We start from the raw sequence: 17408 nt of genomic DNA, 5'->3' as shown, positions 1-17408 counted from the left end.
GCAATGGTTCCTCGCCCAGCTGAAGGCCCTCTGAGCCTGCGGCCCGGTTCGCCGCCTGCGGCGGGAGCGGCCTGCGGCCGCGTCCTCAAACGCCGGACAGGCTGAATGTGCGGACCGTGGCCTTGAGCCTACGGGCCCGCAATGTGCGGACCACGGTCCGCAAAATCAGCCCGTCCTGGGGGCACCTCCCAGCGGTAGCTGGGGGAGATTGAGGACAACGCAGCGAAGCCGTGTTGCGGGGTCCGGGGCGCAGCCCCGCAGGCAGCGGCGCGCACCGGGCCGGCGGGTGGTGAAAGGGCGGGCGGGCGGGGAGCGCGGGCGGCACAACCTGCCCCAGCAGAAGGCAAAAAGCCTCCACCCCCAGCCTGCGCCCCCACCCCGCCGGGTAACCATAGCGGCATGCACATCGCCAACCGCCGCGCCACTCTCACCACGGCCTGCGCAGCAGTACTCGTCCTGACAGCCGCCGGCTGCTCCTCCGACTCCGGGGGCAAGAGCTCCGACGCCAAGGACGACAAGTCCGTTTCATCCCCTTCCACTTCGTCCTCCTCCTCGGCGTCGACGGGCGGCGGCCCGGCCTCCGCCGGGGGCGCGATCCCGGTCGGGCCGGGGCCGCAGCCCGCGTACACCGTGCAGAAGCAGCCCGATCCGGGCAGTTGCCACTATCAGTACACGGCGGACAAGCAGCCGCTGCCGGACCCCAAGTGCACCCCGGGGGCGACCAATCCGAAGGTCACCCAGGCCACGCTGAAGACGACGATCTGCAGCAGCGGCTACACCAAGGGCATCAGGCCGCCCGTCAACATCACCAGCCGCGAGAAGACCGCAAACGCGGCGTCGTACGGCTACAAGGGCTCGCTGAAGGACTACGAGTACGACCACTTGATCAGCCTCCAGCTCGGCGGCGACCCCAACGACTCGCGCAACCTGTGGGTCGAGCCGCCCTCCCCCGGTCACAAGGAGGGCGCCGGGCCCAACAACCCCAAGGACGTGGTCGAGACCAAGCTGAAGAACGCGATCTGTTCGGGGAAGACCGACCTGGCCAAGGCGCAGCAGGCGATCGCCCACGACTGGACGACGGCCCTCAAGACCCTCGGCATCCCGGACAAGGCGGGCAGCGGCGAATCGGCCGCCGCCAAGGACCCGGACGACGGCTGAGTCAGCCGGTGGTGAGGCGGTCCGCGAGGGCCGTCAGCAGGTCCACGACGCCGCTCGGGCCGTCGACCACGAGATCGGCCCGTTCGGCGAGTTCGGTGACCTCCGCGCTGCCGCTGCACACCAGGAGGCCGGGCAGCCCTTCGGCGCGCAGCTTCTCCACGGCGGCGAAGGCGGCGAGGTCGCCGAGGTCGTCACCGGCGTAGAGGACGGAGCCCGCGCCCGTCTCACGGACGTACTCGGCGAGGGCGACGCCCTTGTCGACGCCGGGCGGGCGCAGCTCCAGGACCAGCCTGCCGGGTTCGACGATCAGGCCGTGGCGCTCGGCGAGCGCCTCCAGGGGGGCACGCAGGGCGTCGTACGCGGCCTGCGGATCGGCGGCGCGCCGGGTGTGGACGGCGATGGCGCGGCCCTTGTCCTCGATCCAGGTGCCGCGCCAGGAGCCGGACCTGTCCAGTTCGCCGGGGAGCGTGGCCTGTACGGCGGCGACGCCGGGGTGCGGGGCGGGTGCCGTCACGGTGCCGCTGACGGCGTCCCAGCGTTCGGCGCCGTAGTGCCCGAGGACGACCAGGTGCTCCAGCCCGTCGACCCCGGCGAACCCGCCGTACCGCACGGCGACGCCTGCCGGGCGGCCGGTGACCACCGCGACGGACCGCACCTCCGGCGCGAGCCGGGCCAGCGCGGGCACGGCGCCCGGGTGGGCGCGGGCCCGTTCGGGGTCGGGCACGATCGGGGCGAGCGTGCCGTCGAAGTCGAGCGCGACCACCGCCGCGCTCGGCTCCGCGAGGAGCACGGCGAGCGCGTGCCGCCCTGCGGGAGTACAGGGTTCCGGGAGCGGATGACTGCCCATGGGGCGACCCTACTGCGCCCGGCGGCCGGTCGCCGGTCCCTTTCCGAGGAAGCCGGGGGAAGCCGGGGAAGCCGGGTGGGATCAGTAGGTGGGCATCGAGGTGTCGATCCGCTCCGCCCAGGCGAGGATGCCGCCGCCGAGGTGGACGGCGTCGGGGTGGCCGCTGCGCTTGAGGACCGCGAGCGCCTCGGCCGACCGGATGCCCACGCGGCACAGGAGGACGGTTCTGCGGTCCTTCGGCAGGCGCTCGGCGGCGTCGCCGTCCATGAACTCGCCCTTCGGGATGAGGAGCGATCCGGGCAGGTGGGCGAAGGCGTACTCGTCCGGCTCGCGTACGTCGACGAGTGTGACGGGCTCGCCGGAGTCGAGCAGGGCCTTGAGTTCCTCCGCGGGGATGGTGGACTCGCGGGCCGCCTCCGCCGCCTCGGGGGACAGCAGGCCGAAGAACGGCTCGGCCGCGGTGAGCTCGGTGGGGCGCGTGGTGTGCGGGTCGCGGTGCAGCGGTACGGTCGCGCAGGTGGCGGCCTTGGCGTCGTAGGTCATGACACGGCCCACCAGTGGTTCGCCGGTGCCGGTGAGGAGTTTGACGACCTCCGCGGCGATGGTCACGGCGGCCCAGGCACCCAGCACCTTCAGGGCGCCCGCCATGCCGCGGAAGTACGGGGCCGGGGACGCGGGGTGCAGGTCGCGGAAGCCGGGGCCGTGCGGTTCCCAGAAGACGGTGACCTGTGCCCGGGTGGCGTTCATGTCGCCCCATACGAAGGGGGTGCCGGTCTCCGCGCAGACGTCGTCGACGAGCCGGGCACGGGCGAGGTCCTCGCCGGCGCACACCACCAGGTCGTAGCGGGCGACCATGTCGCGTGCGCCGGCGAGGTCGAAGCGGTCCTCCACGACGGTCCGCACCGTCGGGTGGGTGCGTTCGAGGGCCCGTGCCCAGGCGGACGCGCGGCTGTCCGGCCCGTCATCGGGGATGCCCAGGTAGCGGTCCCAGGGGTTGAGGGGGGAGCCGTCGGCGATGCCGATCAGGCCGACGCCGGAGTCGGCGAGGTGGGCGATCAGCGGGGCGCCGATCTCGTCCGCGCCGATCACCAGGACCCTGCCCGCGGCGAGCCGCCGCTGGCCGTCCGAGCCGTGGTCGGCCAGGATCAGCTGGTGGGCCTGGCGCCGTATCTCCTGGTCGGGGAGTTCGGGCAGGGGCTGGACGAGCGGGGGGAAGGGCATGGGGAACTCCTCTGGCGTGCGTGCGGGTCTCGGCCGGCGGACTGTCGGCCGTGGTTCCGAGCGGGCCTGGCGAAGCCACGACGCCCGCGGTTGACGTACCGGACTTCCGGCGGAGGGCTCAGGCCTCGGCGGCCGGGGTGGCCCAGGCGGGCACGTGCTGGATCTCGAGGACGGCGGCGCCCCAGTTGAAGCCGTATCCGGCTCCGGCCAGCACGACGCGGTCCCCGGCCGCCAACTGCCCGGTGCGCAGCAGGTGGTCGAGGCCGGCGGCCTGGTCGCCGGAGCCGAGGTGGCTGATCTCGCGGCCGAATTCCCAGGCGGTGCGCTCGACGCCGACGCCCATGTCGGCGAGCATGCTCCACCAGCGGCCGCCCTTGCCGTTGTTGGGCATGACAAAGCGGCGGATGTCGGCGACGGTGGCGCCCGCCTCGTCGAGGGCCTGCCGGATGCAGTCGCCGATGCCGCCGGCGACCTTCTCCGAGATGGTCTCGAGGTCGCTGAGATGCTTGCGCATGAAGTCGGTCTTGCGGCGGCGCATGTTGAGGGGCTTGTCGCCGGAGGCCGGGGCGTCCTTGAGGGTGTCACCGCGGTACATGCCCTCCAGCGAGGAGTCCGAGGTGAGCACGCAGGAGACGACGCGGGCGAAGCCGGGGCGCCGGGTGAGGAGCATGGCCGTGCCGCCGTCGGCCATGACGGTGCCGCCCTCGGTGCGGAAGCGGTCGAAGCCGGGGAGGCAGAAGCGTTCGCCGGTGGTGATCAGGGCGCTCGCGTTCTCGTCGCAGCCGGCCAGGAACCCGGCCGCGAGGGGCAGTGCCGCCAGCGAGCCGTTGGACTTCTGGTCGATCTCGATGGCGGGGGCGCTGCCGCCGACGGTCCGGTGCTGGATGTAGGAGGCGGGGGTCCACATGTCCTCGCCCTGGAAGTACGCGGTGGTGTGCAGCAGGAGCCGCACGTCCGCCGGGTCGGCGGTGCCGCGCTCGAGGGCCTGGCGCACGGCGGCGACGGCGAGGTCGGGGGCGAAGAGCTCGTCCGAGACGGTGACGCCCAGCAGCCCGTTGGCGGTGTACTCGGAGGAGGAGTAGCGCCCGTCGGCGACGGCGTCGGCGAGGTCGAGGCGGTCGCCGAGACATACGCCGAGGGATTCCAGGTAGATGTCGTCGAGAAGCATGTCCGGTCTTCTTTCAGTGGTGGTGGGGGGCGGGGTTCACAGGTAGGCGCCTCCCGTGGTCTCCACGCGTTCGCCGGTCATCCAGCGCGCCTGCTCGGAGGCGAGGAAGGCGACGACGTCGGCGACGTCCTCGGGCCGGCCGAGCCTGCCGAAGGCGGTCATCTCCGCCGCCCGGACGGCGTCCTCGGGGTGTTCGAGCATGCGGGCGCGGTGGAAGTCGGTGGCGATCAGGCCGGGGGCGACGGTGTTGACGGTGATGCCGCGGGGGCCGAGCTGGGCGGCGAGCGAGCGGCTGAAGGCCTCCAGGGCGCCCTTGCTCATGGCGTAGCCGAGGACGTGGGGGTGGGCTATGCGGTTGGCGACGGAGGAGACGTTGACGATCCGGCCGTTGTCGCGCAGCAGCGGCAGGAGGCGCTGGACGATGAAGACGGGCGCCTTGACGTTGATCCCGAGGACGCGGTCGAGGTCCTCGGGGGTGAGGGTGGTGATGTCGGCGCGGCAGCCGATGCCCGCGTTGTTGACCAGGACGTCCAGGCCGGTGTCGCCGGTGTGTTCGCGCAGGCCGGCTTCGAGGCCGGCGGCCAGGTCGTCGATCGCGCCGTCCGTGCCGAGTTCGGCGTGGACGGGGAAGGCGCGTCCGCCCGCGGCGCGTACGGCGGCCACGGTCTCCTCGGCGGCGGCGGAGTCGTGTCCGTAGTGCACGGCCACCACCAGGCCCGCCTCGGCGAGGCGCTGGGAGATCGCCCGGCCGATGCCTCGGCTGCCTCCGGTGACAAGAGCGGTGCGCGGCTCGGGTTCCGTCATGGTTCGTCCCCCAATGTGGGCTAGGGCGATGGGGCGGGGTCGGGTCAGGCGTCGAAGGCGGCCATCGGCGGGCCGCCGGGATCCCAGGCGGCGAGGAAGCGTTCCTGCCGGGAGAGATCCATCATTTCCAGGTCGACGCCCAGGCTCGCCACCTTGTGGTAGGCGTACGGGCGGCCCAGCGGGCAGGCGTTGAACTCCTCGGTGAAGCCTTCGCCGGACAGGCGGGCGGAGCTCCGTGTCACATCGGTGGTCCAGTAGCCGAGGTGGTGGCAGCGGGCGCCGAGGGAGGAGTCCCACGGGCTGCCGGGCGGGCCCTGGACCAGCTCGATGTACGGGGGGCCGCCCCGGGTGAACGCGAGGCGGTAGTCCCACTCCCCCAGCGAGTCCTCCAGGATTCCCGTCCACCGGGCTCCGGTGCTCCGCGTCAGGTCGTCCATCGCCTTCCCGATGTCCGGGACGACGAAGCACACGTGGTAGAACACCGGGTCAGACCAGCTTCTCGAGCAGGCCCACGACCTCGGCGGGGGCGGGCATGGCGGCGGCCTCCGCCGCGAGCGAGCGGGCGCGCTCGCGGTAGGACGGGTCGGTCAGCAGGTCGTCGGCCGCGCTCGCGACCACGTCCGGCGTGTCCTCGCCGGGCACGATCATGCGCGCCGAGCCGTAGGCCGCGAGGCGCTCGGACGGGGCGATGAGCTTGGGCATGTTGGGCACGAGCAGCTGCGGGATGCCGTGGACCATGCCTGTCAGTGCCGTGCCGCCGCCCGCGTGGTGGACGAGCAGGTCACAGGTGGGGGCGAGGGTGTCGAAGGGCAGCCAGCCGACCTTGGCGCCGGTCGCCCCGGACAGCTCGGCGGCGACGTCCTCCGGTGCGCTGACAAGGAGTTCGGCGTCGAGGGGCTTGAGTTTGTCGACGAGCTGGACGAGGTAGTCGAAGAAGTAGCCGGGGGCGGTCTTGGTGCCCGCGGTGATGGCCACGCGGGGCTTGGAGCCCTTGGCGTACATCCAGGGCTCCAGCGTCCGCTGGACGTTGCAGGGGACCCAGCGCATGGACGTCCCCACGGGGGCCTGCGGGTCCCGCACGCTGGGCGGGCAGACGTCGATCCACAGGTCGGTGCCGGGGACGCGGTCGAGGCCGAGGGCGTCGAGCTCGGGGCGCATCTCGAGCTCGGCGGCCTCGTCGACGGCCAGGGGCTCGCCGGAGTCCCAGGAGTGGCGGACGTAGGGCACCCCGATCCGGGCCGCGAGGACGGCGGCCGAGTAGTGCAGGGTGCCACCGACGACCACGTCGGGGCGCCAGGCCTCGGCCAGTTCGAGCAGCGGCTCCTGGTAGCGGGCGGCCATCCGGCCGAAGGCGTGGCCGATGGAGCGCATCCGCACGTCGAAGTCGTCCGAGACCGGGAGGGGGTTGCCGTCGCGGTCGCAGTAGATGTGCTCGCGGATCGGGGTCTCCGACACACACACGCCGGCGAGCCCGGCTCCCGCGATCGCGTCCATCGTCTCCCTGTTGGAGGCGACCAGGACCTCGTGCCCGGCGTTGCGGGCCGCGGTCGCCAGGGGGGTGATCGCGAAGACGGTGGCCGGGCTGCCGCCGGTGACGAACAGGATGCGCATGGAGAAGGACCTCACTGGTGAATCAGGTGAAGGGAGGGAAGGATCGCGGGAGCGTCCTGGGGCGGCTCAGGCGCTGTGGCTCATCGCCCGCTCGGTGGTACCGCCCGTGGCCGGGGTGCGAGCCGCGCGGGGGCGGCTCCAGAGCCGTACGGCGGGCATCTCGATCAAGTGGTACATGGCCAGGGCCAGTCCGGTGCTGACGGCGAAGGCCAGGAGCGAGACGAGGACGCCCTCGGTCAGCGTCAGGGTGTGGTGGGCCTTGGCCAGTTGCTTGCCGATGAACGCGAGCACGATGCCGTGGACGAGGTAGAAGGCGAAGGACACCTCTCCGAGCCGGCGCATCGGCGCGGTGGCCAGCGGGGTGCCGGTGCCCTCGGTGTCGGAGACGGCGAGGGCGGCGATGAACAGGGCCAGCGGCACCACGGTCACGGCGGAGACGGTGAACAGCATCGGCGTGTACAGCCCGAGGACGTACGCCGCGACGGTGAGCAGCGCGGCCTTGCCCGCGCCGAAGCCGATCCAGCGTCCGGACAGGACGATCCGGGCCATCAGGATGCCGAGCACGAACTCGAGGAGCCGGGTGAGCGGGAAGATGTAGGTGAACCACATGCGGTCGGTGGACACGCCGTCCAGCCAGGTGCCCATGGGCGGGAAGGTCTGGCCCTGCGGGATCAGCTGGGCCGCGACGGGCACCAGCATGACGGCGGCGGCGAGGCCGCCCGCCCACCACCACAGCCGGGCGGGGCTGATGCGGCGGACCAGCGGGAGCAGCAGCGGGAGCAGCGCGTAGAAGAGCAGCTCGCAGGAGAGCGACCAGCTGGAGCCGTTGACGCTGAGGAAGACCATGGGGTCGGAGGACCAGGCCTGGAGCAGCAGGGCGTTGAGCACCGCGGTGCCCGCCGGGGTGGCCGCCGCGTACACGAACATGGCGAGGGCGAAGGTGACGAGGTGGTTCGGGAAGACCTTGACCAGGCGGCGCCGCAGGACACCGCCGTAGGTGTCCCCGGGGCGGGCGGACCAGGCCAGGACGAATCCGCTCAGCAGGAAGAAGAAGGACACACCGATGGTCCCGGCCGATTTGGTGGCCGACATCAGTCCGTCGCCCACCGCCGTGCCGGGCTTGAAGAATGCGCTGGTGGCGATGTGACAGAGGAATACCAGTCCGGCCGCCAGAAATCGCGCTCCGGTGAGGGAATCCAGGCGTCTTTCGCGCCGACGGCTCGCCGCGATCTCCATATTGTTTTCTCCAGTTTTGAATGCGACCCGCGTGCGCAGGAAATGTGGATGGTTCAGGACGCGCCGACGAGCGAGCGGACGTGGCGGCCGTAGCCGGAGCCGGTGGAATACCGCTCGGCCAGGGCGCTGAGCTGGCTCATGTCGATGTAGCCCATCTGGAATGCCGTTTCCTCGAGACAGGCGATCTGCATGCCCTGCTGCTTCTGGATGACCTGCACGTACTGGCCGGCTTCGAGGAGGCTGTCGTGGGTTCCGGCGTCGAGCCAGGCGACGCTCCTGTCCAGCCGGACGATGCGGCCGCGGCCTTCCTCGATGAGCAGCCGGTTGACGTCGGTGATCTCGAGTTCCCCGCGGGCCGAGGGGGTGATCCGCCCGGCGTGGGAGAGGGCGTCGTTGCTGTACATGTACAGGCCGGTGACGGCGATGTCGGAGGGCGGGACGGACGGCTTCTCGACGATGTCGACGAGGGTGCCGTCGGCGTCGATCGTGGCCACGCCGTAGCGCTCGGGGTCGGAGACCGGGCAGCCGAAGACCGTGCAGCCGTCGACCGAGGCGGCGGCCTCGCGCAACTGCTCGGGCAGACCCGGACCGTAGAAGATGTTGTCCCCGAGGATCAGGCAGACGTCCTCGTCACCGGCGAACTCGCGCCCGATGAGCAGGGCTTCGGCGATACCGCGGGGCTCGTCCTGGACGGCGTACTGAAGATCCAGGCCCAACTGGCTGCCGTCGCCCAGGAGGGAGCGGAAGGAGTCGAGGTACAGCTCGTTGCTGATGATCAGGATCTCCCGCACGCCGGCGAGCATCAGCGCCGACAGGGGGTAGTAGATCAGGGGCTTGTCGTAGACCGGCAGCAGTTGCTTGTTGCTGATGGAGGTGAGTGGCAGCAGCCGGGTGCCGGAGCCGGCGGCCAGGAGTATTCCGCGCATTGCGATGGGCTTCCTTAGTTAGGGGCGGCCGGCGGACGTGTCCGCCGGCCCGCGGAAGCGCTCCCTCGGGCCGGCGTGTCCGGGACCGTCAGAGCGCTTCCGCCCGGACCGGGGGAGCGCAACGGCATGCCCGCGCGGTGCGGCCCGACGAGGCCCGCGCCACCGGTGGCCGGGACCCGTGGGTACCGGCCGGACACCCCTCGCTCGGCGCGCCCTTTCGCATGCAATCCCCCCGTGGGACTGGAATGGAGACCATAACCATGTGTGCGCCTCAACCTAATTTTCACGAGTGGCGTCGTACAGCACGGCCCCCGCGCCGACGGCGACATTGCCAAGTTTCCGGTGCCGCTCGCGGCGACACTGGCAAGTCCGGGACAGCCGCGCCGACTTTGCCGGGTGGCAACGCAAGTTCCGGGGTTTATGGCGCGCTTGACGATCGGCCGGGCGCTGCATAGATTGCGTGCCCATTGCTGGTCGTCCGGGCGACGTGCCGCCGTGCGAACTCCGCGCCGGGGCCGCCTTCGCCCGTCATGCGCCCGGTTCAGCCGTCATGCGCCCGAATTCATGGCCGATTCACCGGAAATTTTCCGAGTTCGCCGCCCGAAAAGGCATCACCGGATCACCGCGGCCGGCGGCACCCGCCGCGTGCCTCACGCGGACCCGAGCGGAAGGACTTCACACGTGCCGCACACCGACCGAGGACTGGTCCGACGGCTGCAACTGCAGCAGGGCCTCATATGGCTCGCGGCCGCGCAAGGCGACGCCTACGCGGCCCTGTTGCGAGGACTGGACACCGACCGCACCGTCCACTGGAACACGCTGGCGCGGCAGCCGCTGCACCGCAGCGCGACCGGTGACCTGGTCACCGCACGCCACGCCGTGGTGCGCGCCGCCCAGGAGGAGACGGCTCTGCGCGACCAGCACCTGATCGACGGGTTCGAGGGGGGCGACGGGGCCGACGGCCCTGCCCGTCCCGCGCCCGGCGCCGGGGCACAGGCCGCGCTGCACGCCCCGCAGGCCTGGGAACAGGCCCTGGCCGCGGTGACCGGCGAGGCGGACATCGCCGCCCTCGCACGGGACACGGCCGTCGGCGTGCTGGCCCGGTCGTGGGGCCTGGACCGGGCGGCGGAGGACGACCTGCACGCGGCCGTCGTACGGACCGCCGGAGTTCTGGACGCCCCCTTCTACCCGCAGAACCCCGCCCGCACCCGCGAGATCGCGGACGGCCTCGCCGCCCTGCGCCGCCTGCTGCCCCACGACGCGCGCACCGACGACGACGTGGTCACCGTGGTGGCCGGAGTGGCGGTGGCGACCGGGCTGGTCGCCGAGGCCGTCGACCGGTGCGCCGCGGCGGCCGGGCACGGCTCCGACGAGGTCTGGGAGCGCCTGGCCGCGGAGCCGGACCGGGCCGGGCGAGTGGTGCGCGAGACGCTGCGCCTGGCCTCGCCCCTTCAACTACACGCCGTCGTCGCCGTCGCACCGTGCGAGCTGGCCGGGCAGCGGATCGGGGCCGGCGAGCGGGTGGTGCTGGCCCTGGGCGCCGCCAACCGCGACCCCGAAGTGTTCCCGGATCCCGGCCGGTTCGACCCCGACCGCCCCGCCGAGCAGGCCGTCCTGGTGCCCGGCCCCGCACGGTCGCGCGTGCTGCCCTTCGCCGAGGCCTGTGCCCGGGAGGGCCTGCGCCGGCTGGCCCCGCTGCGTCCCCGCCCGGTCGCGGCGCCGGTGCGCCGCGCCGCCGCCCCCGTGTCCCGATCGCCGATCGCCTGCCCTGTGGCCACGATCTGAGCCTGGAAGAGCGAAAACGTGAAGATCCTCATTGCCAGCATGCCGCACCCGACACACTTCCAGCCGATGCTGCCGCTCGCCTGGGCGCTGCGCGCGGCCGGTCACGAGGTGCGCGTCGCCGGGCACCCTGATCTCGAGGACACGGCCACCGGCGGCGGTCTGACCTTCGTGCCGGTGGGCAGGCCCGCCTGGTACGGCGACGATGTCCACGAACCCGGGCTGTACGCACGGCTGATGGGCAACGGCGCGTCCGACTGGCTGGGCGCCTTCGACTGGCCCCGCACCGACCCCGCGGCCTGGAGCTGGGAGGGGCTGCTGGGGATGGAGAAAATTCTCGTCTCCGCGCTGTACGGCGGCATCAACCACGACCCGATGATCGACGAGTTGGTGGCCTATGCCCGCCACTGGCAGCCCGACCTCGTGATCTGGGAGCAGCTCACCGTCGCCGGCGCCGTGGCGGCCGAGCTCCTCGGCGTGCCCCACGCGCGGTTCGTCTACGGCCTGGACTTCATCGGCCGGGCCCGCCAGGAGTTCGTCCGCCTGCGCGACCGGCAGCACCCCGCGCACCGCGAGGACCCCACGCGCGAATGGCTCGATGAGGTCATGCGCCGGCACGGCGGCGGCTGGACCGAGCGGCTGCGCACGGGCACGTTCACCCTCGACACCTCGGTGCCCAGCACCCGGCTCGACGTCGACGGGCGGACCGTCAGCCTGCGCTACATCCCCTACAACGGCCCCTCCGTGGTGCCCGGCTGGCTGCGGGAGCCGGCCGGCCGCAGGCGCGTCTGCCTCACGCTCGGGCTGTCCAACGAGATCGAGGACACGACGATGACCGTCGGCGAGATCCTCGAAGGGCTGGCCGGCCTCGACGCGGAAGTGGTGGCCACGCTCGGCGCCGACCAGGCGGCCGCGGTCGGCCGGCTCCCGGACAACGTCCGCCTGGTCGACTTCGTGCCCCTGCACGACCTGCTGCCGACCTGCTCCGCGATCGTGCACCTCGGCGGCCTCGGTTCGCGCCTGACCGCCGCCTACCACGGTGTGCCGCAACTGGTGCTCGGCAACGGCTACGACACGATGATCCTCGCCCGGCGGCAGGAGGAGCTGGGTGCCGGGCTGTGCCTGCCGGCCGACAGCGCCACCCCCGGCGCCATCCGCGAGCGCGTCGTCCGGCTGCTGGACGATCCCGCCCTGGCCGCGGGCGCCGCCCGGATGCGCGACGAGCTGCGCGCCCAGCCGTCCCCCGCCGATGTGGTCGCGACACTGGAACGTGTGGTCGACGGGCACGCGGGGGCGGTGGTCTGATGCGGACGTCCCCCCCGGCCGGAGCCGGGTCCCCGGCCGCCTCGCTCGCCGGACGCCTGGCACGCTCCGCGGCGGCCCGCACCGGCGTGACGGACCTCTCCGACTACCACCACTGGTTCGCCTCGTGCGCCGAGCGGTCGTCCACCGACGTCGAGCCCGTCGCGCTGGCGGACCTCGTCGGCTGGCGGCACGAGCCGGGCACCGGCAACCTCGTGCACGACAGCGGGCGCTTCTTCTCCGTCGAGGGCATCGAGGTCGACCGGCCCGGCACGGCCGTACCGCACTGGACCCAGCCGGTCATCAACCAGCCGGAGACCGGCATCCTCGGCATCCTGATGTCCGAGTTCGACGGCGTCCCGCACTTCCTGATGCAGGCGAAGGTGGAGCCGGGCAACTGCAACGGGCTCCAGCTCTCGCCGACCGTGCAGGCCACCCGCAGCAACTACACCAGCGCCCACCGGGGCCGCCCGGTGCCCTACGTGGACTACTTCCGCGACACCACCCGGCACACGGTGATCGCCGACACGCGCCAGTCGGAACAGGGCGCCTGGTTCTACCGCAAGGCCAACCGCAACATGATCGTCGAGGTGCGGGAGCCGGTCGAGGTGCGCGACGGGTTCCGTTGGCTGACACTGGGTCAGATACATGAGCTGCTCCGGCTCGACGACATGGTCAACATGGACTCCCGTGCCGTGCTGGCCTGCCTGCCCTTCACCGGCCCGGGGACACAGGCCCTGGCCCCTGCCGGGGACGCGTTCCACTCCGCGCTGCTCGCCTCGTGCTCCGCCGGGGAGCACGAGAGCAGGCACACCCGGGCCGAGATCCTGCGCGCGATCACCGAGGCCCGCAGCACCACCGACATCCGCGTCCGCCCGATACCGCTGGACCGGGTCACCGGCTGGCACGCCGCCGACGGCCGCATCCGCCACGAGAGCGGGCTCTTCTTCGACGTCATGGGTGTACGTGTCCGCGCGCGGGGCCGGGAGGTCGACCAGTGGACCCAGCCCCTGATCGCCGCCGAGCGCCCCGGGGTGATCGCGTTCCTGGCCCGTCCGATCGACGGTGTCCTGCACGTCCTGGTGCGCACCAAGGCGGAGCCGGGCTTCGCCGACGTGATCGAGCTGGCCCCGACCGTCCAGTGCAGCCCCGCGAACTACGCGGCGCTGCCCACCGAGGCCCGCCCGCCCTTCCTCGACGAGGTCCTGGACGCGGACCCCGGGCGGATCCGGTTCGACACCGTCCTGTCGGAGGAGGGCGGCCGTTTCTACCGCACGCGCAACCGCTACATGGTCGTCGAGACGGCCGAGGACTGGTCCGGCGAGCACCCGGACTTCCGCTGGATGACAGTCCGTCAGCTCACCGGGCTGCTCGGGCACAGCTACTACCTCGACGTGGAAGCCCGCAGCCTGCTCACCTGTCTGCGGAGCCTGGTGACACCTCCCGACGGGGACACCGCTTCTTGACACGGCACGGCCTGACGCGGCGTCGCGTAAGGACGAGCACCCCGCACCGGCCCGGTGCGGGGTGCCGCCGGTGCTTCAGCGCAATCCCCACAGGTACAGGCCCGGCTGGGGGCTGACGGTCCGCAGGTAGGCACCCCAGGCGCCGAGGGTCGGGGAGGCGGCCAGCACGTCGGGATCCACGAGCAGGGCGTTGTCGCGCCACTGGTCGACCAGGCGGCCGAGTTCCCGGTCGCCGAGTCCGATGCCGAAGAGGTCGGCGTCCGCGGGAATGGCGTCCGGGCTCATGCCCAGGACCGCCGCGACGTCCTCCCGGAAATCCCGGATCGCCAGCGCCGCCTTCACCATCGGCTGCTTGTCCATATTCATCTGCCGTCCCCTCCGTGGGTGGTTCGAATGCCATGTGCGGGACCACCGGGAAAGAATGGGTGTGCCCTCTCCTGGAATCCCTGCGGGAGAGCTCCCTGGTGCGATGGGATTTCCCTCCGGCAACTCGCCGTCGAACTCCCAAAAAAAGGGGGCGACCCCGCTCCGGCGATGACGGGGGATTGACGCCGGAGCGGGGTAGTTTTTCGAGGGGTCGGCGGGAGCCGCCGAATTTTTCCCCAGGCGACTTCTCCGCTGCGATCCTGCCAGAGGCCGGAATACCGGCCGCGGCCTTTCGGTGTCCGGTCGTGGACGTGGCCACGGGCGGACACTTCCGGAGGAGCTGGAGAAATCGGCTTCACGCGTAGGCTCGGCCCGACGCGGGACGGTCCGGGGCCGTCACGCGTCGGACAGCACCCGGCCCAGGAAGGCCGTCAGCTTGTCGCGCGTCCGCTCGGCCTTCTCCTCGACCGTGAGGGACTCCTCGAAGCGGCCGCCCGCCTCGTAGTCCTTCTTCCCGCGGATATAGAGGGAGCAGGCGAGGTCGGTGCAGACATAAAGGCCGACCGAGTTGTCCTGGCGACCGGCCTTTCCGGCCTTCCGGGCGGTCATGAGGGAAACGCCGTTTCCGGAGTGCGTGGTCAGGCACAGGGAGCACATGCTGCGGTGCAGGTGCCCACGGAGCTGGGAAGAGAAACGGAACGCAATGCCTATGAGCCGTCCGTCGTGTTCGGTGACCAGATAGCTGCGGTCGGGTGCCGCGGGGTCACGCCATCCCAGGAAGTCGAGGTCGTCCCAGGGCTGTTCTTCCAGGTTCCGCGGCACCGTCAGGCGCTTGGCTTCGCCCTTGGAGCAATTGATGAACGATTCGCGGATTTCCTGCTCACTGACTGCCTTCATGATGTGCACGCTAACAGCAACTATGCATACTAGGCAAGCACCTAGGCAGGCTAGGTTGCGCATGGAGGTGAGCAGATGAGAGCCGGCCTGACGGCTGACCGCCTGGCCGAGGCGGCCGCGGACCTGGCGGACGACATCGGGTTCCGGAACGTCACCGTGTCCGCGGTGGCACGGGGTTTCGGGGTCGCCGACGCGAGCGTGTACTCCCATGTGAAGAACGTGGGGGAACTGCGCACCCGGGTGGCCCGGCTCGCCGCGTCCGACCTGGCCGACCACGTCACGGCGGCGGTCGACGGAAGGGTCCGGGGCACCGCTCTGGCCGCCTTCGCCTACGCCTACCGGGAGTTCGCCCTCGCGCACCCCGGCCGCTACGAGGCCGCCCAGGTGCGGCTCGCGCCCGACGTGGCCGCCGGCTCCGCGGGCCATCACCGCCTCGTGGAGGTCACCTACGCGCTGCTCCGCGCCCGCGGCCTGACCGAACCGGACCTCACGGACGCCGTGCGGTTCCTGCGCAGCGCCTTCCACGGCTTCGTCACCCTGGAGGCCGGCCGGGGGTTCGGGCACGCGCGCGGCGTCCAGGCGTCATGGGAGCGGACGGTCGCCGCCCTGGTCGACGTGATGGAGCACTGGGCGGCCGCCGACGGCGGGCCCCGCCCTTCGGCACGGATGACACAGGAAGAGGGAAGTGATGCCTGAACCGACACCGCCCAGCCCCCGGCACACCTCCGCGGCGGAGCGCGCCCCGCTCCCCGAGGTGCCCGACCGCTCGCTGCCGGGCATCGCCCTGGTCCTCGCGCTGGGGGCGTTCGCCGCGCTCCTGGACTCCACCGTCGTCGGCGTCGCGGTCGACACGCTCGCCACGAGCTTCTCCGCCGGCCTGTCGGCCACGCAGTGGGTCTGCACCGCCTACCTCCTCGCCCTGGCCGCGGTCACCCCGGTCGCGGGCCGGTGCGCGCGGCGGTTCGGCGCGCGGAACGTGTGGATCGCCGCGCTGTGCGTCTTCCTCGCCGGAACGCTCCTGTGCGGGCTGACCCGGTTCTCCCTGGGCGCCTTGATCGCCTTTCGTGTGCTCCAGGGCATCGGCGGCGGCATGCTCTTCCCGCTGATGCGGATCATCGTCGCCGAAGTGGCGGGCCGCGAACGGCTGGGCCGGATGATGGCCCTCGTCTCCGTCCCCGCCCAGGCGGCGCCGGTCCTCGGCCCCGTCGCGGGCGGTGCCGTCGCCCAGCATCTGTCCTGGCACTGGGTCTTCCTCCTGAACGTTCCCGTCCTGGTGGCGGCGATCGCGCTGTCCGCCGCCCTCCTCCCCCGCCGCCGCGGGAGCGTACGGACCGGCGCCATGACGTCCGGCCTCCTGCGCGACCGCGCGTTCACCATGTCCTCGGCCCTGTCCTTCCTCAACAACGTGGGGCTCTTCGCCGCCGTCCTGCTCGTCCCGCTGTTCTTCCAGCAGGTGACGGGCGCCGGGGCGCTGCACGCCGGGCTCGTCCTGGCGTGCCAGGGGCTGGGGATGTCGGCCGCGGTGCTGTTCTTCGGCCGGTTCGCCGGAACCCGGCGCGATCCGCGGACCGTGGTGGCGACCGGGCTCGCGCTCGTCGCGGCGGGCACCGTTCCGTTCGCCCTGGCCGGGCCGGGCGCGTCGGTTCCGCTGCTGGCCGCGGCGCTGTTCGTGCGCGGGATCGGGACGGCCTTCGCCATCGCGCCCACGACGACGACGCTCTACCGCACGCTGCCGGGTTCGAAGTTCGCGGGAGCGACCACGGCCAACGCCATGGTGCAGCAGGTCGGTTCGGCCGCCGGTGTCGCCGTGACCGCGGTGCTGCTGCAGTGCTTCACCGGCGCGAGCGGGGTCACCGACGGGTTCCGCTGGGCGTTCGGGGCGGTGCTGGCGTTCGCCGCCCTCGCCGTCGTACCCGCGCTGTTCCTGCCCGCCGAGGACGTCAGACGCGCCTGACACCCCGCGGGGCGCCCGGGGCCGGGCTATCCGAAGACCCGCTCGGCCGTGGTCACCACGGCGCAGCGCCTGGCCGCGTACTCCACGGCCTGCCGGTGCTCGGCCTCGGAGAAGTCGGCGACCGCGTCGGCGACCAGGAAGGTCTCGATGTCGTGGGTGAACGCCTCGACGGCGCTCATCAGGACGCCGACGTGGGCGTAGACCCCGCAGATGACGAGCTGGTCACGGCTGCCCATGTGCATGCGTTCCAGCAGGTCGGTCCTGAAGAAGGCGCTGTAACGCCACTTGGTGAGCATCCAGTCGCCGGTGGCGGGGGCGAGCTCGGGGACGATCTCCCGGTCGGCGGGGTCGACGCGCATGCCCGGTCCCCAGAAGTCCTTGAGCAGGCCGCGCTGTTCGGGGGTCATGCTGCCGGGCTGCGCCGTGTAGGCCACGGGCACGCCGAGGGCCGCGGCCCGGTCACGCAGGAGCGCGGTGTTGCGGACGAGTTCCTCGCGCAGGGGCCCGGGCAGGAAGCCGAGGAAGTAGCGCTGCATGTCGTGGACGAGCAGGACCGCACGGTCCGGGTCGGCGGTCCAGGTGGCCGTGTTGGCAGGCAGGTCACCGGCGACGGGCATGGGGTAGGGCTGGATCGGCGGTATGCCGGACATGGTGATCCTCTCGAGGGGTG

At 72.2% G+C, this 17408-nt stretch carries 17 protein-coding genes; 6 read left to right on the top strand and 11 right to left on the bottom strand.

All coding sequences use genetic code 11. The annotated features are described in order from the left end of the window. Positions 1-399 precede the first annotated feature (399 nt). Positions 400-1158 (top strand): hypothetical protein, encoded by a 759-nt coding sequence (locus ACWD4A_RS21995; RefSeq protein WP_451196310.1) that lies wholly within the window; start codon positions 400-402, stop codon positions 1156-1158. 1 nt (position 1159) lies between these two features. Here the strand turns inward: ACWD4A_RS21995 and otsB are convergent, their stop codons facing one another. The 8 genes from otsB to rfbA form a co-directional block, all read right to left on the bottom strand. Then, positions 1160-2005, bottom strand: a complete 846-nt coding sequence (otsB, locus tag ACWD4A_RS21990) for a trehalose-phosphatase (RefSeq protein WP_451196307.1) — start codon at positions 2003-2005, stop codon at positions 1160-1162. 81 nt (positions 2006-2086) lie between these two features. Next, entirely contained in the window at positions 2087-3226 is a 1140-nt protein-coding gene (locus ACWD4A_RS21985; RefSeq protein WP_451196305.1) for a ThiF family adenylyltransferase, read from the bottom strand. A gap of 118 nt (positions 3227-3344) precedes the next feature. Then, positions 3345-4394, bottom strand: coding sequence for a ketoacyl-ACP synthase III family protein (locus ACWD4A_RS21980; protein ID WP_451196302.1), 1050 nt, complete (start codon positions 4392-4394; stop codon positions 3345-3347). Positions 4395-4430: 36 nt separating this feature from the next. After that, the gene (locus tag ACWD4A_RS21975; RefSeq protein ID WP_451196299.1) at positions 4431-5198 is read right to left on the bottom strand and encodes an SDR family NAD(P)-dependent oxidoreductase; all 768 of its coding nucleotides are present in this window, start codon (positions 5196-5198) and stop codon (positions 4431-4433) included. A 44-nt stretch (positions 5199-5242) separates the two neighbouring features. Then, entirely contained in the window at positions 5243-5680 is a 438-nt protein-coding gene (locus tag ACWD4A_RS21970; RefSeq protein WP_451196297.1) for a VOC family protein, read from the bottom strand. A 4-nt stretch (positions 5681-5684) separates the two neighbouring features. After that, complete coding sequence (locus tag ACWD4A_RS21965) at positions 5685-6809, bottom strand: nucleotide disphospho-sugar-binding domain-containing protein (RefSeq protein ID WP_451196295.1); 1125 nt, start codon at positions 6807-6809, stop codon at positions 5685-5687. A 66-nt stretch (positions 6810-6875) separates the two neighbouring features. Beyond that, entirely contained in the window at positions 6876-8045 is a 1170-nt protein-coding gene (locus ACWD4A_RS21960; RefSeq protein ID WP_451196292.1) for an acyltransferase family protein, read from the bottom strand. A gap of 53 nt (positions 8046-8098) precedes the next feature. Then, positions 8099-8971 (bottom strand): glucose-1-phosphate thymidylyltransferase RfbA, encoded by an 873-nt coding sequence (gene rfbA / locus ACWD4A_RS21955; RefSeq protein ID WP_451196289.1) that lies wholly within the window; start codon positions 8969-8971, stop codon positions 8099-8101. 681 nt (positions 8972-9652) lie between these two features. On the opposite strand from rfbA, the gene ACWD4A_RS21950 reads away from it, so the two are divergent. From ACWD4A_RS21950 to ACWD4A_RS21940, 3 genes are read left to right on the top strand one after another with little or no spacing between them, the layout of a single operon-like run. Beyond that, the gene (locus ACWD4A_RS21950) at positions 9653-10756 is read left to right on the top strand and encodes a cytochrome P450 (protein ID WP_451196287.1); all 1104 of its coding nucleotides are present in this window, start codon (positions 9653-9655) and stop codon (positions 10754-10756) included. An 18-nt stretch (positions 10757-10774) separates the two neighbouring features. Then, entirely contained in the window at positions 10775-12058 is a 1284-nt protein-coding gene (locus tag ACWD4A_RS21945; protein ID WP_451196284.1) for an activator-dependent family glycosyltransferase, read from the top strand. Continuing rightward, positions 12058-13521, top strand: a complete 1464-nt coding sequence (locus ACWD4A_RS21940; protein WP_451196283.1) for an NDP-hexose 2,3-dehydratase family protein — start codon at positions 12058-12060, stop codon at positions 13519-13521. The genes ACWD4A_RS21945 and ACWD4A_RS21940 overlap by 1 nt, the downstream gene beginning before the upstream one ends. 75 nt (positions 13522-13596) lie before the next feature. Here ACWD4A_RS21940 and ACWD4A_RS21935 read toward each other — a convergent pair whose 3' ends face one another. Then, a complete protein-coding gene (locus ACWD4A_RS21935; protein ID WP_451196280.1) occupies positions 13597-13887 on the bottom strand; it encodes a phosphopantetheine-binding protein in 291 nt (96 codons plus the stop codon). A 396-nt stretch (positions 13888-14283) separates the two neighbouring features. Beyond that, positions 14284-14784, bottom strand: a complete 501-nt coding sequence (locus ACWD4A_RS21930) for an FBP domain-containing protein (protein WP_451196278.1) — start codon at positions 14782-14784, stop codon at positions 14284-14286. Positions 14785-14859: 75 nt separating this feature from the next. Here ACWD4A_RS21930 and ACWD4A_RS21925 point away from each other — a divergent pair, with 75 nt between their 5' ends. Both ACWD4A_RS21925 and ACWD4A_RS21920 read left to right on the top strand, forming a co-directional pair. Further along, on the top strand, positions 14860-15480 hold the full coding sequence (locus ACWD4A_RS21925; RefSeq protein WP_451196275.1) for a TetR-like C-terminal domain-containing protein: 621 nt from the start codon (positions 14860-14862) through the stop codon (positions 15478-15480). Further along, complete coding sequence (locus tag ACWD4A_RS21920; protein WP_451196272.1) at positions 15473-16738, top strand: MFS transporter; 1266 nt, start codon at positions 15473-15475, stop codon at positions 16736-16738. The genes ACWD4A_RS21925 and ACWD4A_RS21920 overlap by 8 nt, the downstream gene beginning before the upstream one ends. A 26-nt stretch (positions 16739-16764) precedes the next feature. Here ACWD4A_RS21920 and ACWD4A_RS21915 read toward each other — a convergent pair whose 3' ends face one another. Beyond that, positions 16765-17388 carry an isochorismatase family protein gene (locus ACWD4A_RS21915; RefSeq protein WP_451196269.1) on the bottom strand — a complete coding sequence of 208 codons (624 nt, stop codon included), beginning with the start codon at positions 17386-17388 and terminating at the stop codon, positions 16765-16767. Positions 17389-17408 lie beyond the last annotated feature (20 nt).

The sequence above is a fragment of the Streptomyces sp. NPDC002537 genome (genome assembly GCF_053594975.1).
The sequence above is the reverse complement of the archived record's forward strand: the minus strand, read 5'-3'. Positions and strand labels throughout refer to the sequence as shown.

Excerpts from the sequence above, each read along its gene's own strand:
- ACWD4A_RS21995 (WP_451196310.1), top strand. The coding sequence starts at position 400 with ATGCACATCGCCAACCGCCGCGCCACTCTCACCACGGCCTGCGCAGCA.
- otsB (WP_451196307.1), bottom strand. The coding sequence starts at position 2,005 with ATGGGCAGTCATCCGCTCCCGGAACCCTGTACTCCCGCAGGGCGGCAC.
- ACWD4A_RS21985 (WP_451196305.1), bottom strand. The coding sequence starts at position 3,226 with ATGCCCTTCCCCCCGCTCGTCCAGCCCCTGCCCGAACTCCCCGACCAG.
- ACWD4A_RS21980 (WP_451196302.1), bottom strand. The coding sequence starts at position 4,394 with ATGCTTCTCGACGACATCTACCTGGAATCCCTCGGCGTATGTCTCGGC.
- ACWD4A_RS21975 (WP_451196299.1), bottom strand. The coding sequence starts at position 5,198 with ATGACGGAACCCGAGCCGCGCACCGCTCTTGTCACCGGAGGCAGCCGA.
- ACWD4A_RS21965 (WP_451196295.1), bottom strand. The coding sequence starts at position 6,809 with ATGCGCATCCTGTTCGTCACCGGCGGCAGCCCGGCCACCGTCTTCGCG.
- ACWD4A_RS21960 (WP_451196292.1), bottom strand. The coding sequence starts at position 8,045 with ATGGAGATCGCGGCGAGCCGTCGGCGCGAAAGACGCCTGGATTCCCTC.
- rfbA (WP_451196289.1), bottom strand. The coding sequence starts at position 8,971 with ATGCGCGGAATACTCCTGGCCGCCGGCTCCGGCACCCGGCTGCTGCCA.
- ACWD4A_RS21940 (WP_451196283.1), top strand. The coding sequence starts at position 12,058 with ATGCGGACGTCCCCCCCGGCCGGAGCCGGGTCCCCGGCCGCCTCGCTC.
- ACWD4A_RS21935 (WP_451196280.1), bottom strand. The coding sequence starts at position 13,887 with ATGAATATGGACAAGCAGCCGATGGTGAAGGCGGCGCTGGCGATCCGG.
- ACWD4A_RS21930 (WP_451196278.1), bottom strand. The coding sequence starts at position 14,784 with ATGAAGGCAGTCAGTGAGCAGGAAATCCGCGAATCGTTCATCAATTGC.
- ACWD4A_RS21925 (WP_451196275.1), top strand. The coding sequence starts at position 14,860 with ATGAGAGCCGGCCTGACGGCTGACCGCCTGGCCGAGGCGGCCGCGGAC.
- ACWD4A_RS21920 (WP_451196272.1), top strand. The coding sequence starts at position 15,473 with ATGCCTGAACCGACACCGCCCAGCCCCCGGCACACCTCCGCGGCGGAG.
- ACWD4A_RS21915 (WP_451196269.1), bottom strand. The coding sequence starts at position 17,388 with ATGTCCGGCATACCGCCGATCCAGCCCTACCCCATGCCCGTCGCCGGT.